The organism is Sorangium sp. So ce1335, assembly GCF_051521615.1.
GTDB lineage: Bacteria > Myxococcota_A > Polyangia > Polyangiales > Polyangiaceae > Sorangium.
Genome location: NZ_CP150363.1, coordinates 4465273 through 4487134 on the forward strand (window position 1 = coordinate 4465273; position 21862 = coordinate 4487134).

Annotated in this window: 9 protein-coding genes and 1 pseudogene; 8 read left to right on the forward strand and 2 right to left on the reverse strand. The window is 69.4% G+C overall.

Annotated elements, in window-relative coordinates:
* Positions 1-321: 321 nt before the first annotated feature.
* Genes WMF24_RS16385 through istB form a run of 3 tightly spaced genes read left to right on the forward strand, consistent with a single transcriptional unit; the run spans position 322 to position 2982 of the window.
* Positions 322-693 (forward strand): hypothetical protein, encoded by a 372-nt coding sequence (locus WMF24_RS16385; RefSeq protein ID WP_437730021.1) that lies wholly within the window; start codon positions 322-324, stop codon positions 691-693.
* A complete protein-coding gene (gene istA / locus WMF24_RS16390; RefSeq protein WP_437730020.1) occupies positions 690-2189 on the forward strand; it encodes an IS21 family transposase in 1500 nt (499 codons plus the stop codon). The genes WMF24_RS16385 and istA overlap by 4 nt, the downstream gene beginning before the upstream one ends.
* A complete protein-coding gene (gene istB, locus WMF24_RS16395) occupies positions 2176-2982 on the forward strand; it encodes an IS21-like element helper ATPase IstB (RefSeq protein ID WP_437730019.1) in 807 nt (268 codons plus the stop codon). The genes istA and istB overlap by 14 nt, the downstream gene beginning before the upstream one ends.
* Before the next feature lie 137 nt (positions 2983-3119).
* On the opposite strand, the gene WMF24_RS16400 is transcribed toward istB, so the two are convergent.
* Complete coding sequence (locus tag WMF24_RS16400; RefSeq protein ID WP_437737346.1) at positions 3120-4472, reverse strand: sacsin N-terminal ATP-binding-like domain-containing protein; 1353 nt, start codon at positions 4470-4472, stop codon at positions 3120-3122.
* Positions 4473-4720: 248 nt separating this feature from the next.
* Here WMF24_RS16400 and WMF24_RS16405 point away from each other — a divergent pair, with 248 nt between their 5' ends.
* On the forward strand, positions 4721-4876 hold the full coding sequence (locus WMF24_RS16405; protein ID WP_437737347.1) for a hypothetical protein: 156 nt from the start codon (positions 4721-4723) through the stop codon (positions 4874-4876).
* A gap of 213 nt (positions 4877-5089) precedes the next feature.
* Complete coding sequence (locus WMF24_RS16410; protein ID WP_437737348.1) at positions 5090-5686, forward strand: hypothetical protein; 597 nt, start codon at positions 5090-5092, stop codon at positions 5684-5686.
* 316 nt (positions 5687-6002) lie between these two features.
* Here the strand turns inward: WMF24_RS16410 and WMF24_RS16415 are convergent, their stop codons facing one another.
* On the reverse strand, positions 6003-11636 hold the full coding sequence (locus WMF24_RS16415; protein ID WP_437737349.1) for a protein kinase domain-containing protein: 5634 nt from the start codon (positions 11634-11636) through the stop codon (positions 6003-6005).
* Between the two features lie 336 nt (positions 11637-11972).
* Between WMF24_RS16415 and WMF24_RS16420 the strand changes: the two genes are divergently transcribed.
* The 3 genes and pseudogenes from WMF24_RS16420 to WMF24_RS16430 all read left to right on the forward strand — a co-directional run bounded on the left by WMF24_RS16420 (position 11973) and on the right by WMF24_RS16430 (position 21861).
* The gene (locus tag WMF24_RS16420; RefSeq protein WP_437737350.1) at positions 11973-15533 is read left to right on the forward strand and encodes a hypothetical protein; all 3561 of its coding nucleotides are present in this window, start codon (positions 11973-11975) and stop codon (positions 15531-15533) included.
* 58 nt (positions 15534-15591) lie between these two features.
* Positions 15592-16386 (forward strand): annotated as a pseudogene (locus WMF24_RS16425) (DEAD/DEAH box helicase); the annotation flags it as partial.
* 207 nt (positions 16387-16593) lie between these two features.
* Positions 16594-21861 (forward strand): helicase-related protein, encoded by a 5268-nt coding sequence (locus WMF24_RS16430; RefSeq protein ID WP_437738813.1) that lies wholly within the window; start codon positions 16594-16596, stop codon positions 21859-21861.
* Position 21862: the final 1 nt, after the last annotated feature.

The following is a 21862-nucleotide window of genomic DNA, read 5'->3' on the forward strand; positions in this document are numbered from 1 at the left end:
TCCGGCTCGCCCGTTGTGGGCTCTGCGCCGCCATCTTCTTCGTCTGCGGGCGGTGTGATCGAGGGCAGATGTACTGCGGCAGCGGTTGCCGCGACGCGGCTCGCCAGCGGGCCCAGCGCGCGGCGCGGCTGCGGCACCAGCGCTCCCCCGAGGGGCGCCTCGATCACCGCGATCACCAGCGTGCCTACCGCGCCCGACAAGGCCGGCGCGTGATGGATACGGGTTCCGATAACTTGCCCCCGTCCGCCAGCGTGTGCCCGCGGGCCGGCGCGCCGACGTCGAGGGACGACGTGGCCGTCGCCGGCCCGCAGGAGTCGAGGGATGGACGAGCTGGTGATGACGATCTCCGCGACGCCGCGGGAGACGCGGGTGTTGCTGACGCAGGGGCCCGACGAGGTGATGAAGGCCCGGCTGCGGTCGGTGGCCACGCCGGCGCATCGGTTCGCCGGACCCATGCTGTGCGAGTCGATGGCGCTCTGGCACGATCAGAGGGTCCGCGCTGTCGTTTCTGCGGAGTCCGAGGACGTCTTGTTCGCCCTGGGTTTGTGCGACGGCCTCGGCGTCGCGCGCGCGACGCTTCACTACGTTGTCGAGCCTCTGTTCATGGACGCCCCGCCCCGCCGTGGTCAACGGCTGCCGGGGATCGGTAACTTCCGTGGCGAGCATCGCCTTCGCAGGAGCCTCGGTCGATGACGATCGACCAGGCCAAGGAGGCGGAGATCCGCCGCCTGCACTTCGCCGAGCACTGGAAGGTCGGCACCATCGCGACGCAGCTCGGTCTGCACCACGACACCGTCGAGCGCGTGCTCGGCCTCGGCAAGGGGGCGCGCTCGCTGCCCATCGTTCGCGACGCGGAGGCCGCGATGAGCGAGGTGCCTTTGCCGCTGCGCGGCTACGAGGCCTTCGTCATCGAGACGCTGACGCAGTATCCCCGGCTCCGCGCCACGCGCCTGTACGACATGCTGGTGGAGCGCGGCTACGAGGGCAGCATCCGCACGGTGCGACGGCATGTCCGGCTCGTGCGCCCGGCGCCTCAGAGCGAGGCCTTCCTCCGCGTCGAGCCGCTCATCGCCGAGCAGGCCCAGATCGACTGGGCCTATATCGGCAAGCTGTGCGTCGCGGGAGGCACGCGTCAGCTCTGGGCCTTCGTCATGGTCCTGTCGTACTCGCGCGCGATCTGGGGCGAGCTCGTGCTCGATCTGTCCGCGAGCTCGCTCCGCCGCTCGCTCGTGCGCGCGTGCTGCTACTTCGGCGGCGCGACCAGACAGTGGCTCTTCGACAACCCCAAGACCGTTGTCATCGAGCGCCACGGCGACGCGGTGCGCTTCCACCCGGACCTGCTCTCGCTCGCCGGGCAGCTCTGCGTCGCGCCGCGGCTCTGCGCCGTGCGCAAGCCGCAGCACAAGGGCAAGGTTGAGCGAGCGATCCGCTTCCTGCGCGACCGCTTCTTCGCCGCGCGGACGATTCGTGACCTCGATCAGGGCAACGCCGAGCTGCTCGCCTTCCTCGACGAGATCGCCAACGTGCGCCCGCACCCGCGGTGGCCTGAGCGGCGCGTCGACCAGGTGCTCGCGGAGGAAAGGACGCGGCTGCTCGCGCTGCCCGACCCGCTGCCGGAGACCGACCTCGTCGAGCCCGTGTCCGTCGACAAGACCGCCTTCGTGCACTTCGACGGAAACCGCTATTCGGCGCCGTCGATCCACCACGGCAAGACGCTGACGCTCGTCGCCAGTGACAGGACCGTGCGGCTCTCGGACGGCAGCACCGAGGTAGCGCGGCACGCGCGCTGCTGGGGACGACGCCAGATCATCGAGGCGCCCGAGCATCGTGCCGAGCTGCTCGACCACAAGCGCGCCGCGCGCGAGGCCAAGGGGCGAGATCGGCTCGGCGCCGCGATCCCCGGCTTCGAGATCCTGCAAGCGCGCTGGGTCGAGGCCGGTCGCAACGTCGGCTTCATGACCGCCAAGGCCCTGCGCCTTCTCGACCTGTACGGCGTCGAGATCCTGGGCGCTGCGGCGCGCGAGGCCATCGCCCGCGGCACCCACGATCCCGGCGCCCTCGCCGTGCTCTGCGAGGAGCGCCGCCGCGCCGCCGACGGCCCCGTCCCCATCGACATCGATCTCGGAGCCCACGTCCCCGATCGCGACGTGATCCCCCACGACCTGGAGTCCTACGATGCCCAACGATGACGTCGCCGAGCTGATTCGCTCTCTCGGCGTACGCGTGTCGCGCGAGGCGCTGCTCGCGCTCATCGCGCACGCCACCACGGCGCGCCTGTCGCCGGTGCAGACCTTCGAGGAGCTCGCCGCCATCGCCCGCCGCGAGCGCGCGGAGCGCAACCTCGCCGCGCGCGCCAAGGCGGCGACCCTCGGCGCCTTCAAGCCCCTTGAACGCTTCGACTGGAACCACCCGCGCACGATCCAGCGTGAGCTCGTCGAGGAGCTGATGACCCTCGACTTCATCGCCAAGGGGCACAACGTCCTGCTCCGAGGTCCGAGCGGCGTCGGCAAGACCATGCTCGCCCAGAACCTCGGCATGCTCGCGCTCCAGCGCGGCTACACCGTGCGCTTCACGACGCTGTCGGCCGCGCTCGCCGATCTGCTCAAGCAGGAGTCGCTGCCGGCCCTGGAGCGGCGGCTGCGGAAATACACGGCCCCGTCGCTGCTGATCCTGGACGAGATCGGCTACCTGCCGTGCAGCCGTCAGTCCGCCGACCTGCTCTACAACATCATCAGCCGCAGGCACGAGAGCCGCTCGCTCGTGCTGACGACGAACTTGCCATTCAAGCAGTGGAGCACGGTGTTTCCAGGCGCGGCGTGCGTCTCGGCGCTGATCGACCGCTTCGTCCAGCACTGCCACATCCTCGACATCGATGCCGACTCGTGGCGGCAGAAGGAGTCGCTGGCCATGAGCGAGGCGCGCTCCAGGCCGAGGGCGGAGGCCGCAGAGCCGCCTGCGCCCGCGGCAACGAAGCGGCGCTGACCCGGGCGAGATCGGGTCAGATTTCCGCGGCGCCCAGGGTGAGATTCCCGCGGGCGCCGCGGTCATTTCTCTGCGGACGCGAGGGTCACGTTTCCGCGGATTGTCGCGGTCAGATTCCTGCGGATTTTCGAGGCCATCTACAGCGCCTGCTTGAGCCGCTCGATGAGGGCCTCCACGAGGCGGACGGCCTCGTTTAGCAGGAGCTTATTGTACGGCTCCGCGAAAATGATCCCCGTCCGCGCTACGGTGCCGTGGAAGTGCGCATCGACCCACAACGGCAGCCCGGTGCGGTCGTGCGTCGGCAGGCCGATGCAGAAGAGGCCGTCGGCGTTGGGCATCCGCCCCGAAGCGTCGGGGCGGGGAAGGGCCACGGATACCGTTGCACGCTCGACCTGCGACCATCCCTCACCGGGCAGGTGGCTTGCCGCCTCGGCGATGGCCCTGCGCTCAGCGGCGGCGACTTCGACCTCACCGCCGGGATCACCCATGACGCGGGAGACTATCCAGAATCTGTGCGCCGGTCCGACGGGCTGCCCGTCCCGCCACAGGGCCATCTCCCACTCGCGGAAGAGCGCCCCGTGGGCGAGGCGCTCGGGGTGTTGGTGCAGGGGGCGCTTGTGCACGCGCTCGTTCCGGCCGCGGACTCGGTCACAGACGATCAGCTCGCGGACGTGTGGCAAGAAGAGGTGGGTCGTCAGGGTGCGCACCTCGTCGAGCGCCTGGTCAACAATCTGCTGCGTCCGGTCGTCGGCGAGCAACGGTAGCACGATGAGCGTCTGCATGGTGGCGAGCCAGGCGTCCTCAATTTCCAGTGCACGAGCGTGCGCCGAGACGTCGTCGGCGCTGCGCGGCAGGGGGAATTTCCAGGGCGGAGCCGCCGCGATCTCGCGCATCACAAGGGCCGTCGCGTCACGGTCGGGCGCCACCGTGGCGATCTCCTCGCGCGTATCGGGGTGCTCGGCGAAGAAGCGATCGACGATCTGCCGGATTCGATCGCGGAAGATGGGCTGGGCGACGGGCTCGCGGTCCAGGCGGAACGCGTGCGACACACCGTCGGCGAGCCCTTGGTCGGCACGCGCCGCACTGTAGATCTCCGGCCCGTCGCTCACCTGGAAGACCGACTTGAAACCGATACCCTTGTTACCCAGGCTCTCTTCCGCGTTCTTGGGGCTGAGCGCGAGCGACGTAATGGCTCTCACCCCGCGTTCGTCGAACGGCGCGCCCTCGTTGAGAAGCGCCAGAAAGCCGCGCGTACGGACGACGACGACGGTGGACACGCCGCGGTCTGCCTTGGCCGCCTGATCGCTTGCATTCTGGAGCAGCTCGATGAGGAAGCGCCCGTGGTAATCTGCGCGCATGTGGGACGCGGCGTTCGCTATCTCGCGATGCTGCCGCTCGCCCATCTTCAAGTTCGAGATGATGATCGCAACGCGATTCTCCCAGAGGCGAGCGAGCAGTTCCTCACCAAGAGGCGGCGTCCGGCAACTCATCGCGGCCCCATCTGAGCCGACCCTGGCCTTAGCATTTGTTCCCGTGGCATCGCAGGTGCTCCCTGTTGAGCGCGCATCTATCGGCTTGAACTCGGGCCTGAGATAGGCCCCACATTTACTGACTCGCCGGTCACCCTCATCCAGTTTATGGACGCCGTTGCCAACTACTTCAAGCACCACGGCGAGTGGGATGGGGTGGACTAGAGCAAGCTGGCCGGCCAGAGTAGCGCACAACGGACCTGATCCAGGTGGACGGACTCAAGACCGGCCTCACGGGAGCTCTGCGTGCTGGTGCCGAGTCGCTGGGGAACAAGGACTTCGTGTGGACCGGCATCTTCGCCGACATCATCGACGCGTGGTCCGGCGAGGTAATCTCGGTGGCCAGGAAGGCGCTCGGGCGGTAGGCACGAGGCCGACGACGAGCGCGCCGGCAGCTTGGCCGTAGGTCGTCCGCCTCGCGCGCTGACCGCCGGGTTGACAGGCCGCTCAGGCGTGAACATTTGTGCCCCATGCCGTCCCGCGCCGCTTCTTCGCTCACCCGCCGCACAGGCACGTCCGCTCCGTCCCTGCTGATCTTGCAGCTCGACACGGCTCGGCTTCTGGCTGACGGCCTTCACATGGGAGACGTCACCCGCCTCGTGTCTGTCATCGGGACCGTAGCGAGCGATGCTACCGTCACGATCCGGGAGACGACGAGCGAACGGGAACTGCTCGATCAACTTGCCGCTCTCCTTCAGGATGATCGAAGGTTTGACGTCGTCGTGGCGATCGGGCACTCGAACGAGACCGGCATTCGGATCGCAAGCGACAGGTTCGCCCCGTGGGACGCGTTCGCGAGCTACCTCAAGCCGTTCGAGCCGAGGCGGCTCATGCTCGTGGCCTGCCAAGCCGGGAGGTGGCCAGCGGCAACGGTCCTATTTCGGAAGCTGCCCAAGCTACGACGCATCTTCGCGTCCCCGGTGAACGCCTCCAAGGATCTGGCGACGCTGATGCTCGCGATGGTGCCCTACCTGCTCGAGGTGAAGGCTCCCCGTGACCACGCCGTTCGCATCGGTCAGGCCGTATCGGTCGTGCTCACGGGCCGCCAGGTGAGGCAATGGATGCGGACAAGGGACAAGGACAATCCCGAGGGGTTGCTCCTGGACGAAGCGGCCCAATTCGTAGATCCCTACCTGCGTCACGTACCCGGAATTCTTGTTTCAGTCTTTAAGTAGCAGCGGTACGCCCGCCGCTCAGCCACGGTTCCACCCGGCGCCATCCGGCACAAGCTATACGTGAATCTGTTTATTGGGTCTTGCCAGCGGATTGATCCTCGCGTGACGGGAGATTGCCTATGGCCCATGGGCTCGTGCCGTGCTCACGGTCCTCTGCTGGTGCGTGCGGTCAAGAAGCCACTTCTGCCGAAGAGTCGCTCGCGTTCTGTGCGTCGACAGTCGCTCGCTTCTCACCGGGGACCCTCCTCCGAGGTCCGGGCCGTTGGACCCGACGGTCGGACGCGTACACGATAACCACTCGGCCCCGGCCTCCGCCTCAAGGATGGCGCATCCAGGATGCGCGCTCCGGGCCGCCGTTGGGCGCGCCGGCGTGGAGGGTCTCTTTAATGAAAGGGGCGACCGCCTTGCTCTGCGTGAGCTCATCGAGAAGTTTCGCGGCGTGGTCCAGCGCGTCGAGCAGCTTGGTGTCCGCATCCCGCGCCGCGAGCGTCGTGCCCACCATCTGGAGAGCACGATCGACGATCTCGTTGAACGCGTCGGGGTGATGCTCGGCGTTGCGCAGTCTGCCCGCAACGTCCATCAGCGTGTCGTCGAGCCACGCGGGAGCTCGAAGTCTCGCATTGTCGATCAGTGAACGGGCGCTCCGCAGGTACACGCTCGTGGGGGCGTCATAGCCGCGCGGGAGCCGCGCCTTCACGATCCTCCGGAAGGCGACCTCGAGCATGGCGGCCACGGCTGCGTAGCGGCGCGTGCCTTGGAGCATCCCGGCACGGATGAAGGTCAGGCTCCGGATCGAGTCATGGGCCGCCTGTTGCACCGGGTCCGGGAGGCCGACGATCCGCTTTTTGAGCGCCCCCGCGATATCCGCCAGTCCAGTCGATCGTTGCTCGTCCCGCATGCCCTGCACGATGGCGCGAAAGCGCTCTCGAAGCTCTCCGGCCCGCGGGCGATCCTCGGATCGAGGTCCCACCATCCGGTTCAGGAGATCCTTGAGCTGGTGGGAGGCTGCGGACGAGTTCGTGGCGGCGCCCAGGTCCGTCTTCAGGAGCTTCCGCAGCATGGTGCCGGTGGAGTACACGTCGCCGGCCGTCGACCAGGCCGACGAGTCGCTCGTGTTGAGCACCTCGGGAGGAACGAACTCCGCCACGCCTTCGACGATGGAACGTGGACCGCCACGGAGCTGCTCGACCGCACGCGCCAGCCCGAAGTCGATCAGGACGACGTTGATCTCTACTTTGCGAGCCTCGTCGTCTTGCGGGACGCGAAGGAGGACATTCGCGGGCCGGATGTCGCGGTGAACCACGCCCGAACGCTCCAGCACCGCCAGGACCTCCGCCATCTGCAGGCCCACTTCGGCGACCGTGGGCTCCGTCATGCTGGCCTCGGGGAGCGGGTAGCCCGGGATCCACTCGTAGACCACGAGCCCCTGCTGAGGGTCATCGTCCGCGATGCCCATCTGCAGGATACGGGGCAGATGCTCCCGAACCCGCTGGTCGCCCGCTTCGCCGATCTTACGGAGGAGCGCGACCTCGTGGATGAACCGCGCCCTCGCCCGTGTCTCGCGGAGGGAGATGGCCCTCACCGCGACAGCGCGGTTGTTCCATTCTGCGCGCCAGATCCGGGCCTGGCTACCCTCGAAATCGGGAGCCTCGTCGGCGTCGCTGCTGCTCACGCGCGGCGGCCGTCGCACCCGGTGGAGCCCGAGGCGCTGCGCGGCTTCGCGCTCGGCATCGTCATGGAGCGGGCGCGGGCTGAGCGCACGAATCTCGAGCAGGCGCTCCAACATCGGCAGCTTGAACTCGCCGTGTTCGTTGAGCACGCGGAGGTTTTCGAGCTCTGCCTCCGCTTCGTTGAGCCGCTCATCGAGCGGCTCCGCGTCGGGGCAGAGCTTGCGGAGCAGCGCCCTGGCTTCGGCACGGCCGGCGCTCCCTCCGGCTGATCTCTGCGCGCGCGCACCGGCCCAGGCGAGAGCCAGCGGATAGGCGGTGCTCGGCTTCCAGTCGTTGAGGTTGTCGCTCTCGTTGAGCGGATCACGTACCCAGTCCCAGATTGCGGTGTCGCCGTTGCGGAAGTCCGCCTCGATCTTCTCGCTCGCCCGGTCGACGTCGGCGCGAATGAACCACGTTCGATGCGATTCCCGGCAGAGCGTGAGAATCTCAGCCAGGAGCTTGCCGAGGATGAACAGGTTCCCGGAGAGCTTCGCGAGGTGCTCGCGCGCCTCGCGGGAGCTTTGCAGGCCACCGCTGCTGGCGGCGGTGGTGCGCTGGAGCAGGTCGATGATCTCGTCATCGCTGAACTCGAACCGGTGGAACTCCTTGAGCGAGGCGCGCAAGTTGGTGCTGATCAGCTTCGGCAGATGGCCCTGGCCGACGAACCCGAAGAGCACCGCTGCGCGCTGCACCTTCCCGTCGCGCTTGACCATCGCCCACGAGTCCTCCATCCGCTCTTTGAGCCGCTCCGCGAGCTGCTCGCGCCGGGGATGCGCGAACATCGCCTGCGCCTCGTCCACGAGGACGTAGATGGAGCGAATCCCGCGCTCTGCCGCCTCCTCGCGGACGGAGTCATAGGCGTGCGCCACGGGCAGGAGCCCATCCTCCAGATCCCCGTAGACTTTCCTGGGGCTGAACTTGGCTTCGAACTGCTTCGCGACTTCCTCCCACAGCCTCGGCAGCGGGCGCTGGCTGGCCGCGACGCGGTTCAGCAGGACGACGTCGTCGGCTGCGATGAACTTCTGTACGCCACGAAGCAAGCTCGTCTTACCGAACCTCCGGGGTCCGTAGACGAAAAAGGACGAGGCCCCCTGGCGCAAGATGCTCAGCAAGGCGTCGTAGCGGCGCTCGACGCCGAGCCGGCAGCGCAGCATATCCTCCGGCTCCACGTTCTGGGGAATGGGATCGCGCAGATCCGGCATGGTCAACTCCAGCACCTTCCAGGTCAGCGTGGTCTTCTCGCTCTTGCCGTCCGGCCCGGTGCCCGTGATCGATACTTGCAGCTCCCTCTTGCGCGCCGCCATGTCCTCGGCGAAGCGCCGGGACAGGACCACCGTGATCTCGAAGTCGTACTGGATGGTTCCCGCCGGGAGCTTGAGCGGCTCGATCTCTTCGCGGTACGCATGCGCTTGCGGGGTCACGAAGCTCACGGACAGCTTCGTGAGCTTGACGGGGAGCAGGATCGCCGCTGCGAGCGGCGACTTGAAGCGCACCTGCACCGGGAGGCAGACGGTCCCGTAGTCGAGCGTGTCGATTTGCTTGTAGACGCCTCGCGCATGGTGCACCGCGGCGCTGGCGCTGCCGTCGCTCTTCGAGGACAGCGGGGGATCGAACCAGAACGCGGGGACCGAGGGCACGTCAGTAGACGTGGGCGAGAAACGCCGGGCGATCTCCCGGATTTGCTGGAAAGTGAGGTTGGAGATCGTGTTGAGCAGAGCGCGGACCACGTCGATGTCGCGCAGCGTGCTGCTGCAGTCGTCGAGGGATGCTGTTCGCAGGTGCTCCCGGACGGCGTCGAGCGTCGCCGTACCGAGCGAGTCCGACAGCTCCCTCAACCGCTGCAGGATTTTTTCGCGCTCGAGGACCTCTGCCTCGGTGCCAGGCCACCCAGCCGAGAGGCGGTCACGATCCTGCTCGGTGGTGATCTCGGCGATTTGCATGAGTCGGCCCTCACGTTCGTCCCGTGCGGCCCGCTCTTCGAACGCCCGCCGGAGTCGCTCCGCGAGCGTGCCGGCACCCAGGTCGGGGAGATCGCGGACGTGCTCCTGCTCCGTCGCCGGGAGATCCTCCACCCAGCGCAGACAGGCCTGGACCTCGTCGCGGAAGGCACTGGCATCGATGAGCTGGCTGGCGCGCGCGGCGCGGTCCGTCATCCCTTGCCAGATCCAGTCGGGGAGAAGTGCCTCGATGCGGGTCGCGAGGGCGCGCGCGCTCTGGAGCTGATCGAGGCTGTCGGGCCGCCCGAGCAGGCCCACGAGGCTGTCGGCAAGGGGGGCTTCGATGCTGGTACCGAGCCAGGCTGCGATCTCGTCGACCGAGGTCGCGACGGCGGCGACTTCGTTCTGCTCGGGCAGCCGTGCGACCTGGGCGTTGAGGGCGGCGATGGCCTGGCTCAGCGTGGCCGCTAGTTGGAGTGGACGCGCCGGGTCGAGGGGCGCCCCGAGCCACCCTTCCTCGGCCTCGCGCAGGGAATCCAGCATGCGGAGGACCTCGCTCACGTCCAAACAAAGGCGCGCGCGCGCTGCGTCCAAAAGGGTGCTGACACACGGTGGCGGTGACGGCGCCTGGCCCACGCGCGGCTCCGAAGGACTTGGCACGCCGGGCGGCAGGTTGCTGTTGGCATCGACCCGCTGCGTGGATTGGAGGGTACCCTGCGCAGCCTCGCTGGAACCATGCGCAGCGTCGCCGACCCCCGGCGCATCCTCGCCGGTGCCTGGCGAGTCCGTGCTGGCATCCACGGCATCCACGCCAGTGCCACGTTCCTCCTCGCTGGCGCCCAGCGCAGTTTCGCGAGCGCATGGTGCGGCTTCGCCAGCCTCTTGCGCGGTCCCGCTACCCTTCGCCTTGATCCTGACGCTCAGCGGCCCGATGGGCGGCGTGGACAGGACGGTGGCAAGGCTCGTCACTGGCCCCGGTCGCGGACGCGGTGCGGTATCCGTCGGCATCTCCCCCGACGGCGCGAGCACCGACGCGGCGGCACGGCGTTTTGGGGTCGGTGCACGGTAGTCCCTCCAGCGGAGGAGGACTGCGGCGGCGTTCGCGTCGTGCTCCGCGGCCAACAGGTGCTTCACGTGCGACGCCAGGAACGCGTCGTCGTCGGTCAGATCGCCGAGGCCTTCGCGTAGCCACGTGAGAACCGCACGACGCCAGGCGAAGGCAGCCTCTGGGCCGGTGGCCGCGTGGCTCAGGTCCTTCGCGCTCTCCTCGAGCTCGGCCAGTCGGTCCCGAGCTCCGACCCCGCTCGCCATGGCCAGCCAGACCTGCGCGCGATCCTCGTCGAACAATGGCAGATGAGAGAGCGCTGCGAGGAACGCTTGGAGCTTCTGGTTGCCGAACGACGCGGGGTTGCACACGGTGTTCAGCAGCGGCACGCCGAGCGCGCGCCGCAGGGCCTGGTGTACGCGCTCGTCTATCTCGACATCACCAGGCAGAGGGCCAGCCACGAGTGCCCGGAGCTTTTCGGGCAGAAACGCGCGCGTCCGGACGCCGTGCACGTGCAGGAACTCGCGAGCGGGTGTGAGGACGTCCGTTGCGGGGGGGGCCTTCCGTGGCAAGAAGCGTCTCCGCGTGGCGGGGGGAACCCCCGACAGCCGGCGCCTCACGTCTTCGCTGAGGGCCTGCGCGGTCACCAAGAGATCCTCGTCGGCGATGCGGCGGCGCGGCGGGAGCGTGGGCGTCTCCGGCTTCGACGGCGGGGGCGCGACAGGCTTTGCATGTAGCGGCGCATCGCCGAGGGCCTGCGCGGGCACGAGGAGACCCTCGTCGGCGATGTGGCGGCGCGACGGGAGCGTGGGCGCCTCCGGCTTCGGCGGCGGGGGCGCGACAGCCTCCGCATGCAGCGACGTGGACGCGACGCGCGCCGCCGGCGCGGCGAGGAGGAGTAGCAAGCCGTCTAGCTGATCAGCGGGCGGTGGACCTGCATTCGGAGCGGCGGGCTTGAACGACGCCTGAAAGCGGACGGCCTCTGGCGGTACCGGAGCGGGCGCGAGGAGGTCCGTGATGAGCAGCGCATCACCGCGCGGTGAGATCCTCGCCGTAGCCCTGCAGAGATCGGAGAACAAGACCAGCTCTTGTGCCTCCGTCCCCCGCGCCACGATGACGTAGTTCTTCCCCCCCGACTTGGCCCACCGGTGGGTCAGCTCGTCGAAGACGTGCTGGCCGGGGCGGAGGCCTTTGGTGCCGCGGAACTCGGGCTCACTGCGGACGGCGTTTCCGGTCAGCTGAAGGTAGTGAGTTGTCATCGCGTGCGTTGCTCGATCCGGGCGATGGTACCGCATCTCGAGAAGAAGCGGCGCTTCGTACTTTGGAACCCTCTAGGAGCTCTCCCGGCTTCTCGACGGGCGCTGCCTACGAATGGAAGGCGTCAGCGTACATGATTGCGCGGGTGCCGGGTAGACGGGGTGATGGGCTCCGCGCCGCTCAGCGGCAGGCGGAACGCGCGCCGGAGCGAGCGCTGGGCCGACGGACATCTCCCTTCATGGTGGCGTGGGGACCTACGCCGTCGGTGGCGCTCGCCGCTGAAGCTGCGGGTGATGTACGCGGATCTGTTCTGAAGCTCCTTCCGGGGCGGCGTTTACATGAGCGCGCCTTGGCGCGAGGATGGGGCTCGCGTCGTCGTGGTGGGAAAGGTTGACCACCTCGCAAAATCATCCACGTGCCCAAATCCGATGAAAGGGGGAGGTCGCGATGAAGCGAACCGCGGTCCGGTACTTCCTGCGCGAGGTGCGTTGGTGAGCGCGCGAGGACAGACGGTGAACGCTGCGCTGCGCCGGCACCACGGCGGGCGCCCGCTCTTCACGCTCAACATGTCGGCGGCCGAGCTCTCCGCACTGCGGGGGGAGCTTGCGGATTGCATCCGAAGCACGGGGATCGCGGCGTTGCGGGCACCGGACCGCGCTCGAATGTTCGTGGCCTACGCCGCCGAGTTCCTCTGCCAGGAGGGGCACGCGCTGGAGTGGCGGCCCATCCTCGGCTCGATCGGGGTAAGCGCCGAGGAGGCGCCGCGGTATCCCGAGCTGTACGAGGCCGTGGTCGACGCACTGCGCTCTTTCGATCGGCAGGTCGTGACGCGCCAGGGCCGCAGGCGCTTTCTCGCGACGTTGCTCCGGGAAGGCGGGCTCCCCGTTCACATCGGCAATCTCCCCGAGCTGGTGGGGGCGCTGGGCCGGGAGATCGGTTGGGAGGCGCTCGCAGGACAGGACGGCATGGCCGCCCGGCGCTTCGCCGTGGCTCGTATCAAGTTGCTGGCGCAGGGGCGGCTCCGAGAGTTGCTCGACGCGAGCGAGGCCGCGGAGGCGCTGGAAGATATCCTCGCAGACGCCGCGGCGACGCGCGAGCGGCTGGCGCGGTGCGGGGTGGATCCGACCTCGCTCGGCGGCGCGGATGATGTCCGGCGCGCGCTGGAACAACACGGGATCGAGCTGCCGGGGACGAGGAACTCCCGCTTGCTAACGGCCATGCTGGCCTCGTTCCGGGACGCGGCGCAGTCGTCGCGCGGAGCGCTGGCGGCGTCCCTGGGCGCGGCACTGGAGCTGCGCGCGATCCTGCTACCGGATCGCCGAATCGAACTCCGCGCGAGCTTGGATCTGGCGCATCCGGCGCTCCGGGGGCGCATCCCCGGGGACGTGACGTATGCGACCGTTGCCCTGGAGCCCGGGACGCACGGGCCGCGCTTGATCGCGTGGTCGGAAGGGGAGAAGCGGTTCGAGAGCGACGACGCCGTCAAGGGACGTCTGGAGTGGCACCTCGGCGTAGGGAGCCCGACTGCGATGGTGGTGGCGCGCTACGCGGCGAGGGGCGGCTCGGCGCAGGTGGTGCCCATCGAGACGCTGGTGCTCCCGGACCAGGCGCTGTGGTGGTTCGACGGGGAGGGCCGGATGCTCCGCGCGGATCAGGAGCTCATCGCTGCCGGTGAGCGCCGCCTCCTCTTGGCGCGCGAAGAGATCGTGATCGAGACCTCGGGAGGCGTCACCGCTGCGGAGCTGTCTGGGGGAGCAGCCGCCGCCTGGGCGATCGACGCCGCCACGGAAGGGGAGGCCCGCGTACTCACCGCGGGAGGCGAGATCACGGTGCTCGAGTGCCGGCAGCGGGTCCTCTCCGTGAGCATCGAGGGAGGCTTGCCGTCCCAGTTCTCGCGCGCAACCAGCGCCTTCGAGCGCTTGCCCGATCTGACCGTGCTCGACGCCCCGGATGGGGTCGACGTGGTCGTAAGCGCCGGGCCGCACGCGCCCTTCGAGACAGTGGCGCGCGATGTGACGGGACGTATCCGGCTCAGCGGGCTCTCGCAGTTCCGTGGCGCATGCGGCACCGTGCGGGTGCGCCTCACGGCGCGCGACGGGCGGAGCTTCTGCGCCCGATGGACGGTGATCCCGCCGCAGCTCGTGGAGCTCGTCGAGGCGCGGCGGGTCGTATTCGGATCGAAGCTCCTGGCCCATGTGATCAGCCCGCACGGCGTGGTCACGGCGCTCGGCCCAGGCCGCTTCGAGGTCCAGGCCCCCGCGGACGCGCAGGAGATCGCGGCGGCGCTGGGGCTCAACTCGGGGGAGATCCTCCGTGCCTGCGTGCCGCTCGCGCGGCGCTACGTGCGCTTGTGGAAAGACGTCGTGTCCAGGGAGGAGGCGCCGCTCGACGGGACGGCGATCCTCACGGAGCGCATGGTCTTCACGCACGCCTGCGTCGAGGTGCGCTCCGAGCCCGATCGCGAGGTGTGGCTGGAGGACGAGGGCGGGGCGCGCCTCGTCACGAGCCGCACCGATCGCTTCGGGCGCGCGCTGGTCCCGCTGCGCGACGTGGTGCGGCAGAAGCTCCGGCCGGACAAGAGCTCGATCGTCGTCGCCGCCCGCGTCGACGGCGATCCGGCGGCCTACCGCTTCCAGGTAGTCGTCCCCCGGATGCACCACCCCTCGCGTGTCGCGCGCCCGGGGCAGTTCGTGCTCAAGCTGCTGCTTGACGAACGCGACCTGCCGGAGAAACCCGCGCTGGCCTGCTTCGATGTCCTGCGACCATTCGACGAGCCGGCGATCGTCGCCTGCGGGCTTGAGAAGGTCGGGCCCCAGCGCTTCGAGGCAGCAGCGGCCGCGAGCGCGCTGCCGACGTCGCGCGGCCGGTGGATCGTGTTCCTGGCGGACGCGGCGCGGTCGCCCGTGAGGAGCCATTCGGGCGGCGTGCTGGTGGAGATCCCCCTGGACGTGGAGGCGGTCCCGCCGCGCGCACTGTCGGCGCTTGACGAGGGGTTGTGGTCCAAGAACGAGCCGCAGATCCTTCGCGCGCTGGAGGACATGACGGCGGATCCGCCGACATTCGACGTGTGGCTTGACCGCTTCGTGGGCGCGGTGCGGGCCCGCGCAGCCTTCGGGCTCGAGTGGTTCTACCTCTTCGATCTCGTCGCCGCACGCGCGCCCTGGGTCCTGCTCGCCGCGGCGGCGCGGCTCCCCGCGCGCGCCCGGTTCGCGTGGCTTGATCTGTACCGCACCGAGTGCCGCGGCTTCACCTGGCTCGGCGTGACCCGCTCGGAGCGACGACCCCTCGCGCGGGCACTGCGGCGCACGGAGGTCCACGAGATCACCGAGCTGATCGAGACGGCCAAACAGGCGCGCGCCATGCCGCGCGCCGTCGAGCTGACGCTGTATCAGGAGGCGCTAGGTGGGCGGCCGGAGGCCCCGCTGCTCCTCGAATCCATGAAGGCGGAGGTGTTCGGCGAGGGCGGTCCCATAGAGCTTCCCTGCGACTGGGAGGGGCGCCTCGCACTCCGGATGTCGGACCTGACCGAGGTCGCGACGCAGGACAGCCTGCGCGGACGCCGGGCGGCGGCGTTGCTGAAGCTCCGCCAAGGGGCAAGCCAGCAGCTTCTCGAAGAGCTCCCGCGGGCCTGGGTCTTCGGTACGCCCGGCGCTGCGCCGAGCGTCACGGCGACGTTGATCGAGGCGGAGGCGAAGGCGAAGCGCGAGCTCTCGGTCGGCCACGGCCGCACGGTCGTCGACGCCGAGCTGCGCGTGGCCGAGGCGGCGCAACTTTTGACGGCGTATCGTGAGCAGGGCCTGCGGATCAGGAAGGACGCGTGGAACGCCATCGCGGTGCTCGACCAGATCGTACCCGACCTTCTGGATGCCTGGTTGCTCGCGTCGATGGGGAAGAGGTGAAGCAATGAGCCGGTATCAACTGGACGCCTATGCCGCCAATGAGCGGGCGCTGGCAGAGATGACAAGCTTCGTTCGGTCCTCGTTTCGCTTCCGCGATCCGACGCTCGACGATGCGGTCCACAAGGCGATCACGGACTTCGGGCTCGTCGCGCCCCCCGTCGTGGAGGCGAACTTTCCCTTCGAGCTGCCCAGCCTCGGCCCGAAGACGACCGGCGAGCTGGCGAAAGCAGGGATCGTGCACCGCGATCTCCCGGCGCTGCTCCAGGCCGCGCGCGGCGAGGCACAATGGCCGGCCGACCGCCCGCTCTACCGGCACCAGGTCGAGGCGATCGAGAACTACCGGAAGGGGAAATCGCTCGTCGTCGCGTCGGGCACGGGTAGCGGCAAGACCGAGTGCTTCCTCTTCCCCGCGCTGGACAAGCTCCTTCGCGATCCGGACCTGAAGCGCCCCGGCGTACGCGTGCTCCTCCTCTATCCCCTGAACGCGCTGGTGAACAACCAGATGGATCGGCTGCGGGCGATTCTCGGCGACCATCCGACCATCCGCTTCAGCCTTTACACGAGCCGCCTGCCGGAGACGACGAAGGAGGCCGAACGGAAGCTCAAGAAGCTCGGGTTGCCCGTGCCGCGCGCGGAGCTCATCTCGCGCGAGCAACTCCGCGAGCGGCCGCCGCACATCCTGGTGACGAACTATTCGATGCTGGAGTACGCGCTCGTTCGGCCGGCCGACGCGCCCATCTTCAACGACCGGTTCGCGCGCCCGGAGATGGTCGTCATCGATGAGGCGCACGTCTATGCCGGCGCGATGGCGGCCGAACTCACGCTCCTCATGCGGCGCGCCTGGCTTCGCTGGGGGATCACGGAGCCGAGCGCGGTCCAGGGGATCGCCACGTCGGCGACGATGCACCAGGGGATCTCGGACGGCCGGGAGCGCCTCCGCTCCTTCGCCGCGAGCTTGCTCTCCAAGGCCCCTTCCGACGTCGAGCCTATCGAGGGGCGGCGCGTCGTCCCCCAGGCGAAGACCTCGCCTGTCAAGCTGGCCCTCCCTGCGCCCGCCGCGGTGGCGGCGCTCGACACCGACTTCGCGACGCTCGTGGACGAGGTGGTGGACGGCGAGGTCGAGGTCAACCTCGACGGCTCGAAGGTCTCCCGTGAGCGGGCGCAACAGGTGGTCGACGTGCTCCGCCCCGGCTTCCGGACGCGCGATGACCTCCCGGCCGCGCGCCTGCTCCATGATGCGTTGGAGCCGCTCACCTGGGTACGCAAGCTGCGTAGCGATCTGAACGACGCCCCCACCCGCATCGATCGGCTGGCCGACGCACTGTTCGGCAAGGACGGTGATCTGGGCGTGCGCCGGCGGGCTGCTCACCGCGTCCTCGAGGTGCTCGCGCTGGCCCGCAGCGCGGCGAGCGAGATCCCGCTCCTGCCCGTGCGCATCCATGCGACGGCGCGCGGACCGCACGGCGTCTACGCCTGCCTCAATGGCCAGTGCCCCGAGGCGGTGATTCGGGGCGCGCTCGGCACGCTGTACACCGAGCCGGTGGGCCGGTGCGGGTGCGGCTGCGGCGTCTACGAGCTGCGCGTGTGCGAATCCTGCGGTCAGTCCTTCGTGCTCGGGCTTGAAGGGGCTGGCGATGATGGTCTCCCGGCGCTGGTGCCGCAGCGGGTGCACGGGCAGGCGGGCTCCGGCGGCGGGAAGCGGAAAGAGGACAAGAGCGACGTGGCCCTGTTCTGCTTCAGGGATCGTTGGGACGACGGCAGCCCTTTGCCCACGGCGGACGGAGCGCCGGAACAGCGGTGGGTCGACACCAGCTCGGCACCCTGCCGCCTCGGCGCCGCGGACGGCCGGCGCCTGTGGCGATTCCCGGGCGGGAACTTCAAGGGGCCCGAGCGGACGCTCGCCGGCGTGGCTTGCCCCCGCTGCGATTCCCAGCGACCTGCGCTGCCCGTCATCCGGCGCGTTCAGGTCGGCACCGACGCGGCGCTGCAGGTATTGATCGATGGGGTGTATCCGTCGCTCCCGCGACACCGCGCCGCCGCCGGTCGTTGGTTGCGCGGTGAGGGGAGACGCCTCCTGCTGTTCGCCGACAACCGCCAGGTGGCCGCGTCGCTGGCGGCGAAGGTGGAGGAGTCGCATGATACGCTGCTCGCCCGCCGGATCCTCGTCGAAGCGCTCGACGCTTGCGCCGGCCGGGGGGAGTCGGGCCGTGCCTCTGCCCTCCAGCGGGAGATCGTGGCCGCCGTGGAGCGCGACGACTTCGAGGAGGCGGCCCGCCTCAAGGTCAAGCTTGCTGCGGCCCGCGCCGCCGCCGCCGCCGAGGGCGTCGACTTTGAATGCTTGGCCTCGGCCATTCGCGACCACGCTGACCTCCGAGAGCTCAGCAACCACGACGCCGCCAGCGCGCTGGATCTGGCTCGCATGCTCGTTGCCCGCGAGCTCTCGCGCCGCCCTGGACGGCTCGGCAACCTGGAGGCGAACGGCGTCGTGGTAGTCGATTACGGGATCGCTTTTCCCGCGCCCAAGCATCCGGACGTGCGCCGGCTGTTCCCCGACGACGTGTGGAGCGCGCTCGTTGCCACCCTGCTGGACACGATGCGCGCCGATGGTGCATGCACGGTCCTTCGCGTCGGGATCCATGATGACTTTCTCCCGCGCCGTCTCATCGACCGCCCGATGGTCAAGGAGCATCCGAAGGGCAAGGCCGGCGCAGACACCAACGACGACGCGGCCGACGGCGCGTGGGAGAAGACGCCGGTCCCGCTCATGCCATCCGGCGCCGGGGTGACCGCGAACGAAAACCGCCGGCTGGCTTACGTGGCGCGGGTGCTGGCGGAGCTGGGCGCGCCCGCTGCAGTGACGCCGGTGCTGGTCCTCGAAGAGGTCTGGGACGCGCTCGACCGCGTCGCGCCGGTGGGGCAGCAGCAATCTCAGTCGGTGTCGCCCGTCCGGCGCCGGAACGAGGCGGGGCGCTTGGAGATCGTGTTCCACCTGCTCCGCTTCCGGCGGTCGAGCGCGGGGCCGCTCTACCGTTGTCGTCTGTGCCGGACCTCGTGGGCGCGCGCGGTGGCAGACGTTTGCCCGACAAGTCACTGCGAGGGCACGCTCGCCCGCATCCCGCCGGGGCAGGAGCTTGATGACCGGGACCGGATCGTGGCGCGTGCGGTGGGCGAAGGCCGGACGGAGCTCCTCGGGCTGAACTCCGAGGAACACACCGCCCAGATCCTCCCGGAGGACCTGGAGCAGAGCGAGGCTCGCTTCAAGGAGGGCGAGCGCAACGCGCTCGTGTGCTCGACCACGATGGAGCTCGGCGTCGACATCGGCGGTCTCAGCGCCACGTTCCTCACCAACGTGCCGCCCGGTCCGTCGAACTACCTGCAGCGCGCTGGCCGCGCCGGCCGCCGCGCGGAGGGCACGGCGCTGGTGCTGACCTTCGCGCGACCGCGGCCGTTCGATCAGGCGGCCTTCGCCGATCCGGAGCGCCCCTTCAAGCTCCCGATCACGCCCCCCGCGGTCAAGCTCGACAGCCCCCGGATCTGCCGGCGCCACGTGTACGCGCACCTTCTGGCGCGGTTCTTCCAGCGCTTCGACGCCGGCGTGAGCGCTCAGAATCCGCTCACCGTCTTCGGCTCGGTGAAGGCGTTCTTCGAGGACGCCATCGCCGCGGTCGAGCACCTCGACGCCGCGGTCGGCGATCAGATCGGGAAGACGCTCGGGGTGGACGTCAAGCAGGAGACGATGTGTCACGCGTTCGTCGCCTGGCTGGTGGACATGGCGGTCGCCGACACCGCGCTCGTCGCGCAGGTGCGGGCGCTGACGGCGCGCACCGCGCTGGCGAGCATGTCGATGGACGACATCGCCGACCGCTGCTGGACGCACATCGAGAAGATCGCCGCTGAAGTGCGCCACCAGCTTCGCATCCTGAACATGCAGCTCGACGCCGAGCGGGCCAAGCCGGAGGCGGCGCAGGATCGCGGGATGATTCGCGCGCTGGAGTACCAGCGGGACGACCTGGCGAGCGAGTCGTTGCTCAGTTACCTGGCCGTCGCGCAGTTCCTGCCGCGGTACGGGTTCCCGGTGCAGGTGGTGCCTCTCGTCGAGCGCTGGGAGGAGAGCCGCGGGGAGAGCCGGTCCTCCTCGCAGCCGCGCCTCCGCCTCGAGCGCGACGTGGCGCTCGCGCTGAGCGAGTACGCGCCGGGGGCCGAAGTCATCGCGGGCAAGCACGTGCATGTCTCCCGCGGTCTCCTCCGGCACTGGACCGGTACGGACGCGCCCGGCGTGATCGCGCAGCGGGTCATCGGCCTGTGCCCGAACTGCGGACAGTTCCACTTCGCTCGCAACCAAGGTGGCCTGGAGAAGGCGTGCAAGACCTGCCAGCAGCCGGGGTTGCGGGAGATCCCGGTCATCCAGCCGAAGCTAGGGTTCGCCGTGCAGTGGGGGCGGCGGCCGCAACGCTGGGCCGGCGGGGCCAGGACCGCCCTGCGCCCGGTGACGGAGGCCGTCTACGCAACCCGCGAAGGAGGCCCGACGGCAGAGGTGAGCGCCGGTCTTGCGCTGGCGTACGACGAGGAGGGGTCGATCCTGGTGCGCACCGAGGGGTCGCTCGTGGAATCGGACCGAAGCGGAGCGAGCGCGAGCTCGGCCGCGGTGGGCGCGCAGCGGCAGGGATACGGCTACGCCATCTGCTATCTCTGCGGCCGCGCCGAGCCCGAGACGGAGCTGCCAGGGACCGACAAGAAGGGCAACAAAGTCGATCCGCTGCCCAAGGCGCTCGAGCAGCATCAACGCCTACGTGGCAAGGGGCGCTGCGAAAACAAGGGGAACTATTGGCGCCACATGGTGCTCGCCGGCGACCTGCGCACGGAGACGCTCCGGATCGAGCTGAAGGGGGCGCTCGCGCTCCCCGGCGGGGAGGATGGGCTGCGCCTCGCCACGACGTGGATGGTGGCGCTCCAGCTCGCAGCGGGCGAGGTGCTGGGGGTCGATTCGCGCGAGGTCAGCGGGTTGCTCTCGCCGCGTGGTGTCGGTCAAGGCTTCGTGTACGACGTCATCCTGTACGATCAGGTGGCCGGCGGGGTGGGCCACTGCCGGGCGCTGCGGGAGCGCTGGCAGGAGCTGATGAACACGGCGCGACAGCGGCTGCGGTGCTCAAACCCTGCTTGCACGACGGCATGTCACCGGTGCCTGCTCGCGTTCGAGACGCAGCGTTACGAGCCGCTCCTGCGGCGCCGCAAGCTGCTCGACCGTCTCGATCCCGGCTGGGCGCTCCTGGATAAGCGGGCTGAGCGAGACGGGCTCTTGGTCGAGCCGGTGTTCCGGGGCGGCGTCGAGGTCCGGGAGCGTCTTGCGCGGCTGCCGACCGTGGAGATCACCGTCGTGGCGCCCAGCGTCGGTCGGCAGGCGATGGCGGACGATGGCTGGCTGCGCTGGATAGTGCGGCACGCCGACGGCCCAGGGCGCGCACGTGTGGTGCTCGGTCGCCTGCCGGATCCGAACTCAGACGAGGAGCGAATCACTGCGCTCCGGCTGCGGTTGGCGATCGAGATGGGCAAGGTGGAGGTGCGGAAGGTGTCGCCGAGCGCGGCAGCGGATTTTGCCTGGAAGATGTCGTCCGGTGCGCCCGATTCCGAAGACGTGTTCCTCGTGGAGCAACCGCATGACGCGGACGCGCTCGGTCCTGGGTGGCTGCGCGAGAAATGCCGGGTGTTCCGAACCGTGGGACGCGCGGCCGGGCAGGCAGCCCGGGAGCGCGTGGCGGCGCTTGTCGCTGCCGCGCGGGTGTGCACCGCATCGGACTTCGAGCCGGACGAGGCGGCCCCGAGCATCATCGTCCACACCGTGCCCGCGCGCAAGCAGGGCGCGGACGCGACCTTCGCCCGCTGGTTCGTCAACGCCTCGGGTGAACCACTCAACCATCGACCCATCCGCGCGCTTCGGATCGTCGATCCTTACCTGCAGACCGAGTGGCAGCTCACGCTGCTCGGAGAGGCAGCGGCGTTCTTCAGGGCGCGTAGCTGCCAGAGCCTGGAGGTCGAAACCTACGCGCCCCATCCCGAGAAGGAGAACCAAGGGCACGGGCATCATCGGACGCTGAGCGCTGTCGACCAAAAGGCGCGGATCGCGCGCGTCGCGGGGAACCCGGGATGGAGACCGCTGGTGCTGCCGAGCGACCCGCTGGCGCGCGTCCATCAGCGGGCCATTACGGGCACGCGGGAGGACGGTTCGCGTTTCGTGGTGCTGCTTGAGCGCGGTCTCGACTTCATCGCGTTCGACAGGCGGCAAGGGGCGCGGGTGACGCGGGAGAGCTACGTCGTGGTGAAGGAAGAGTGAG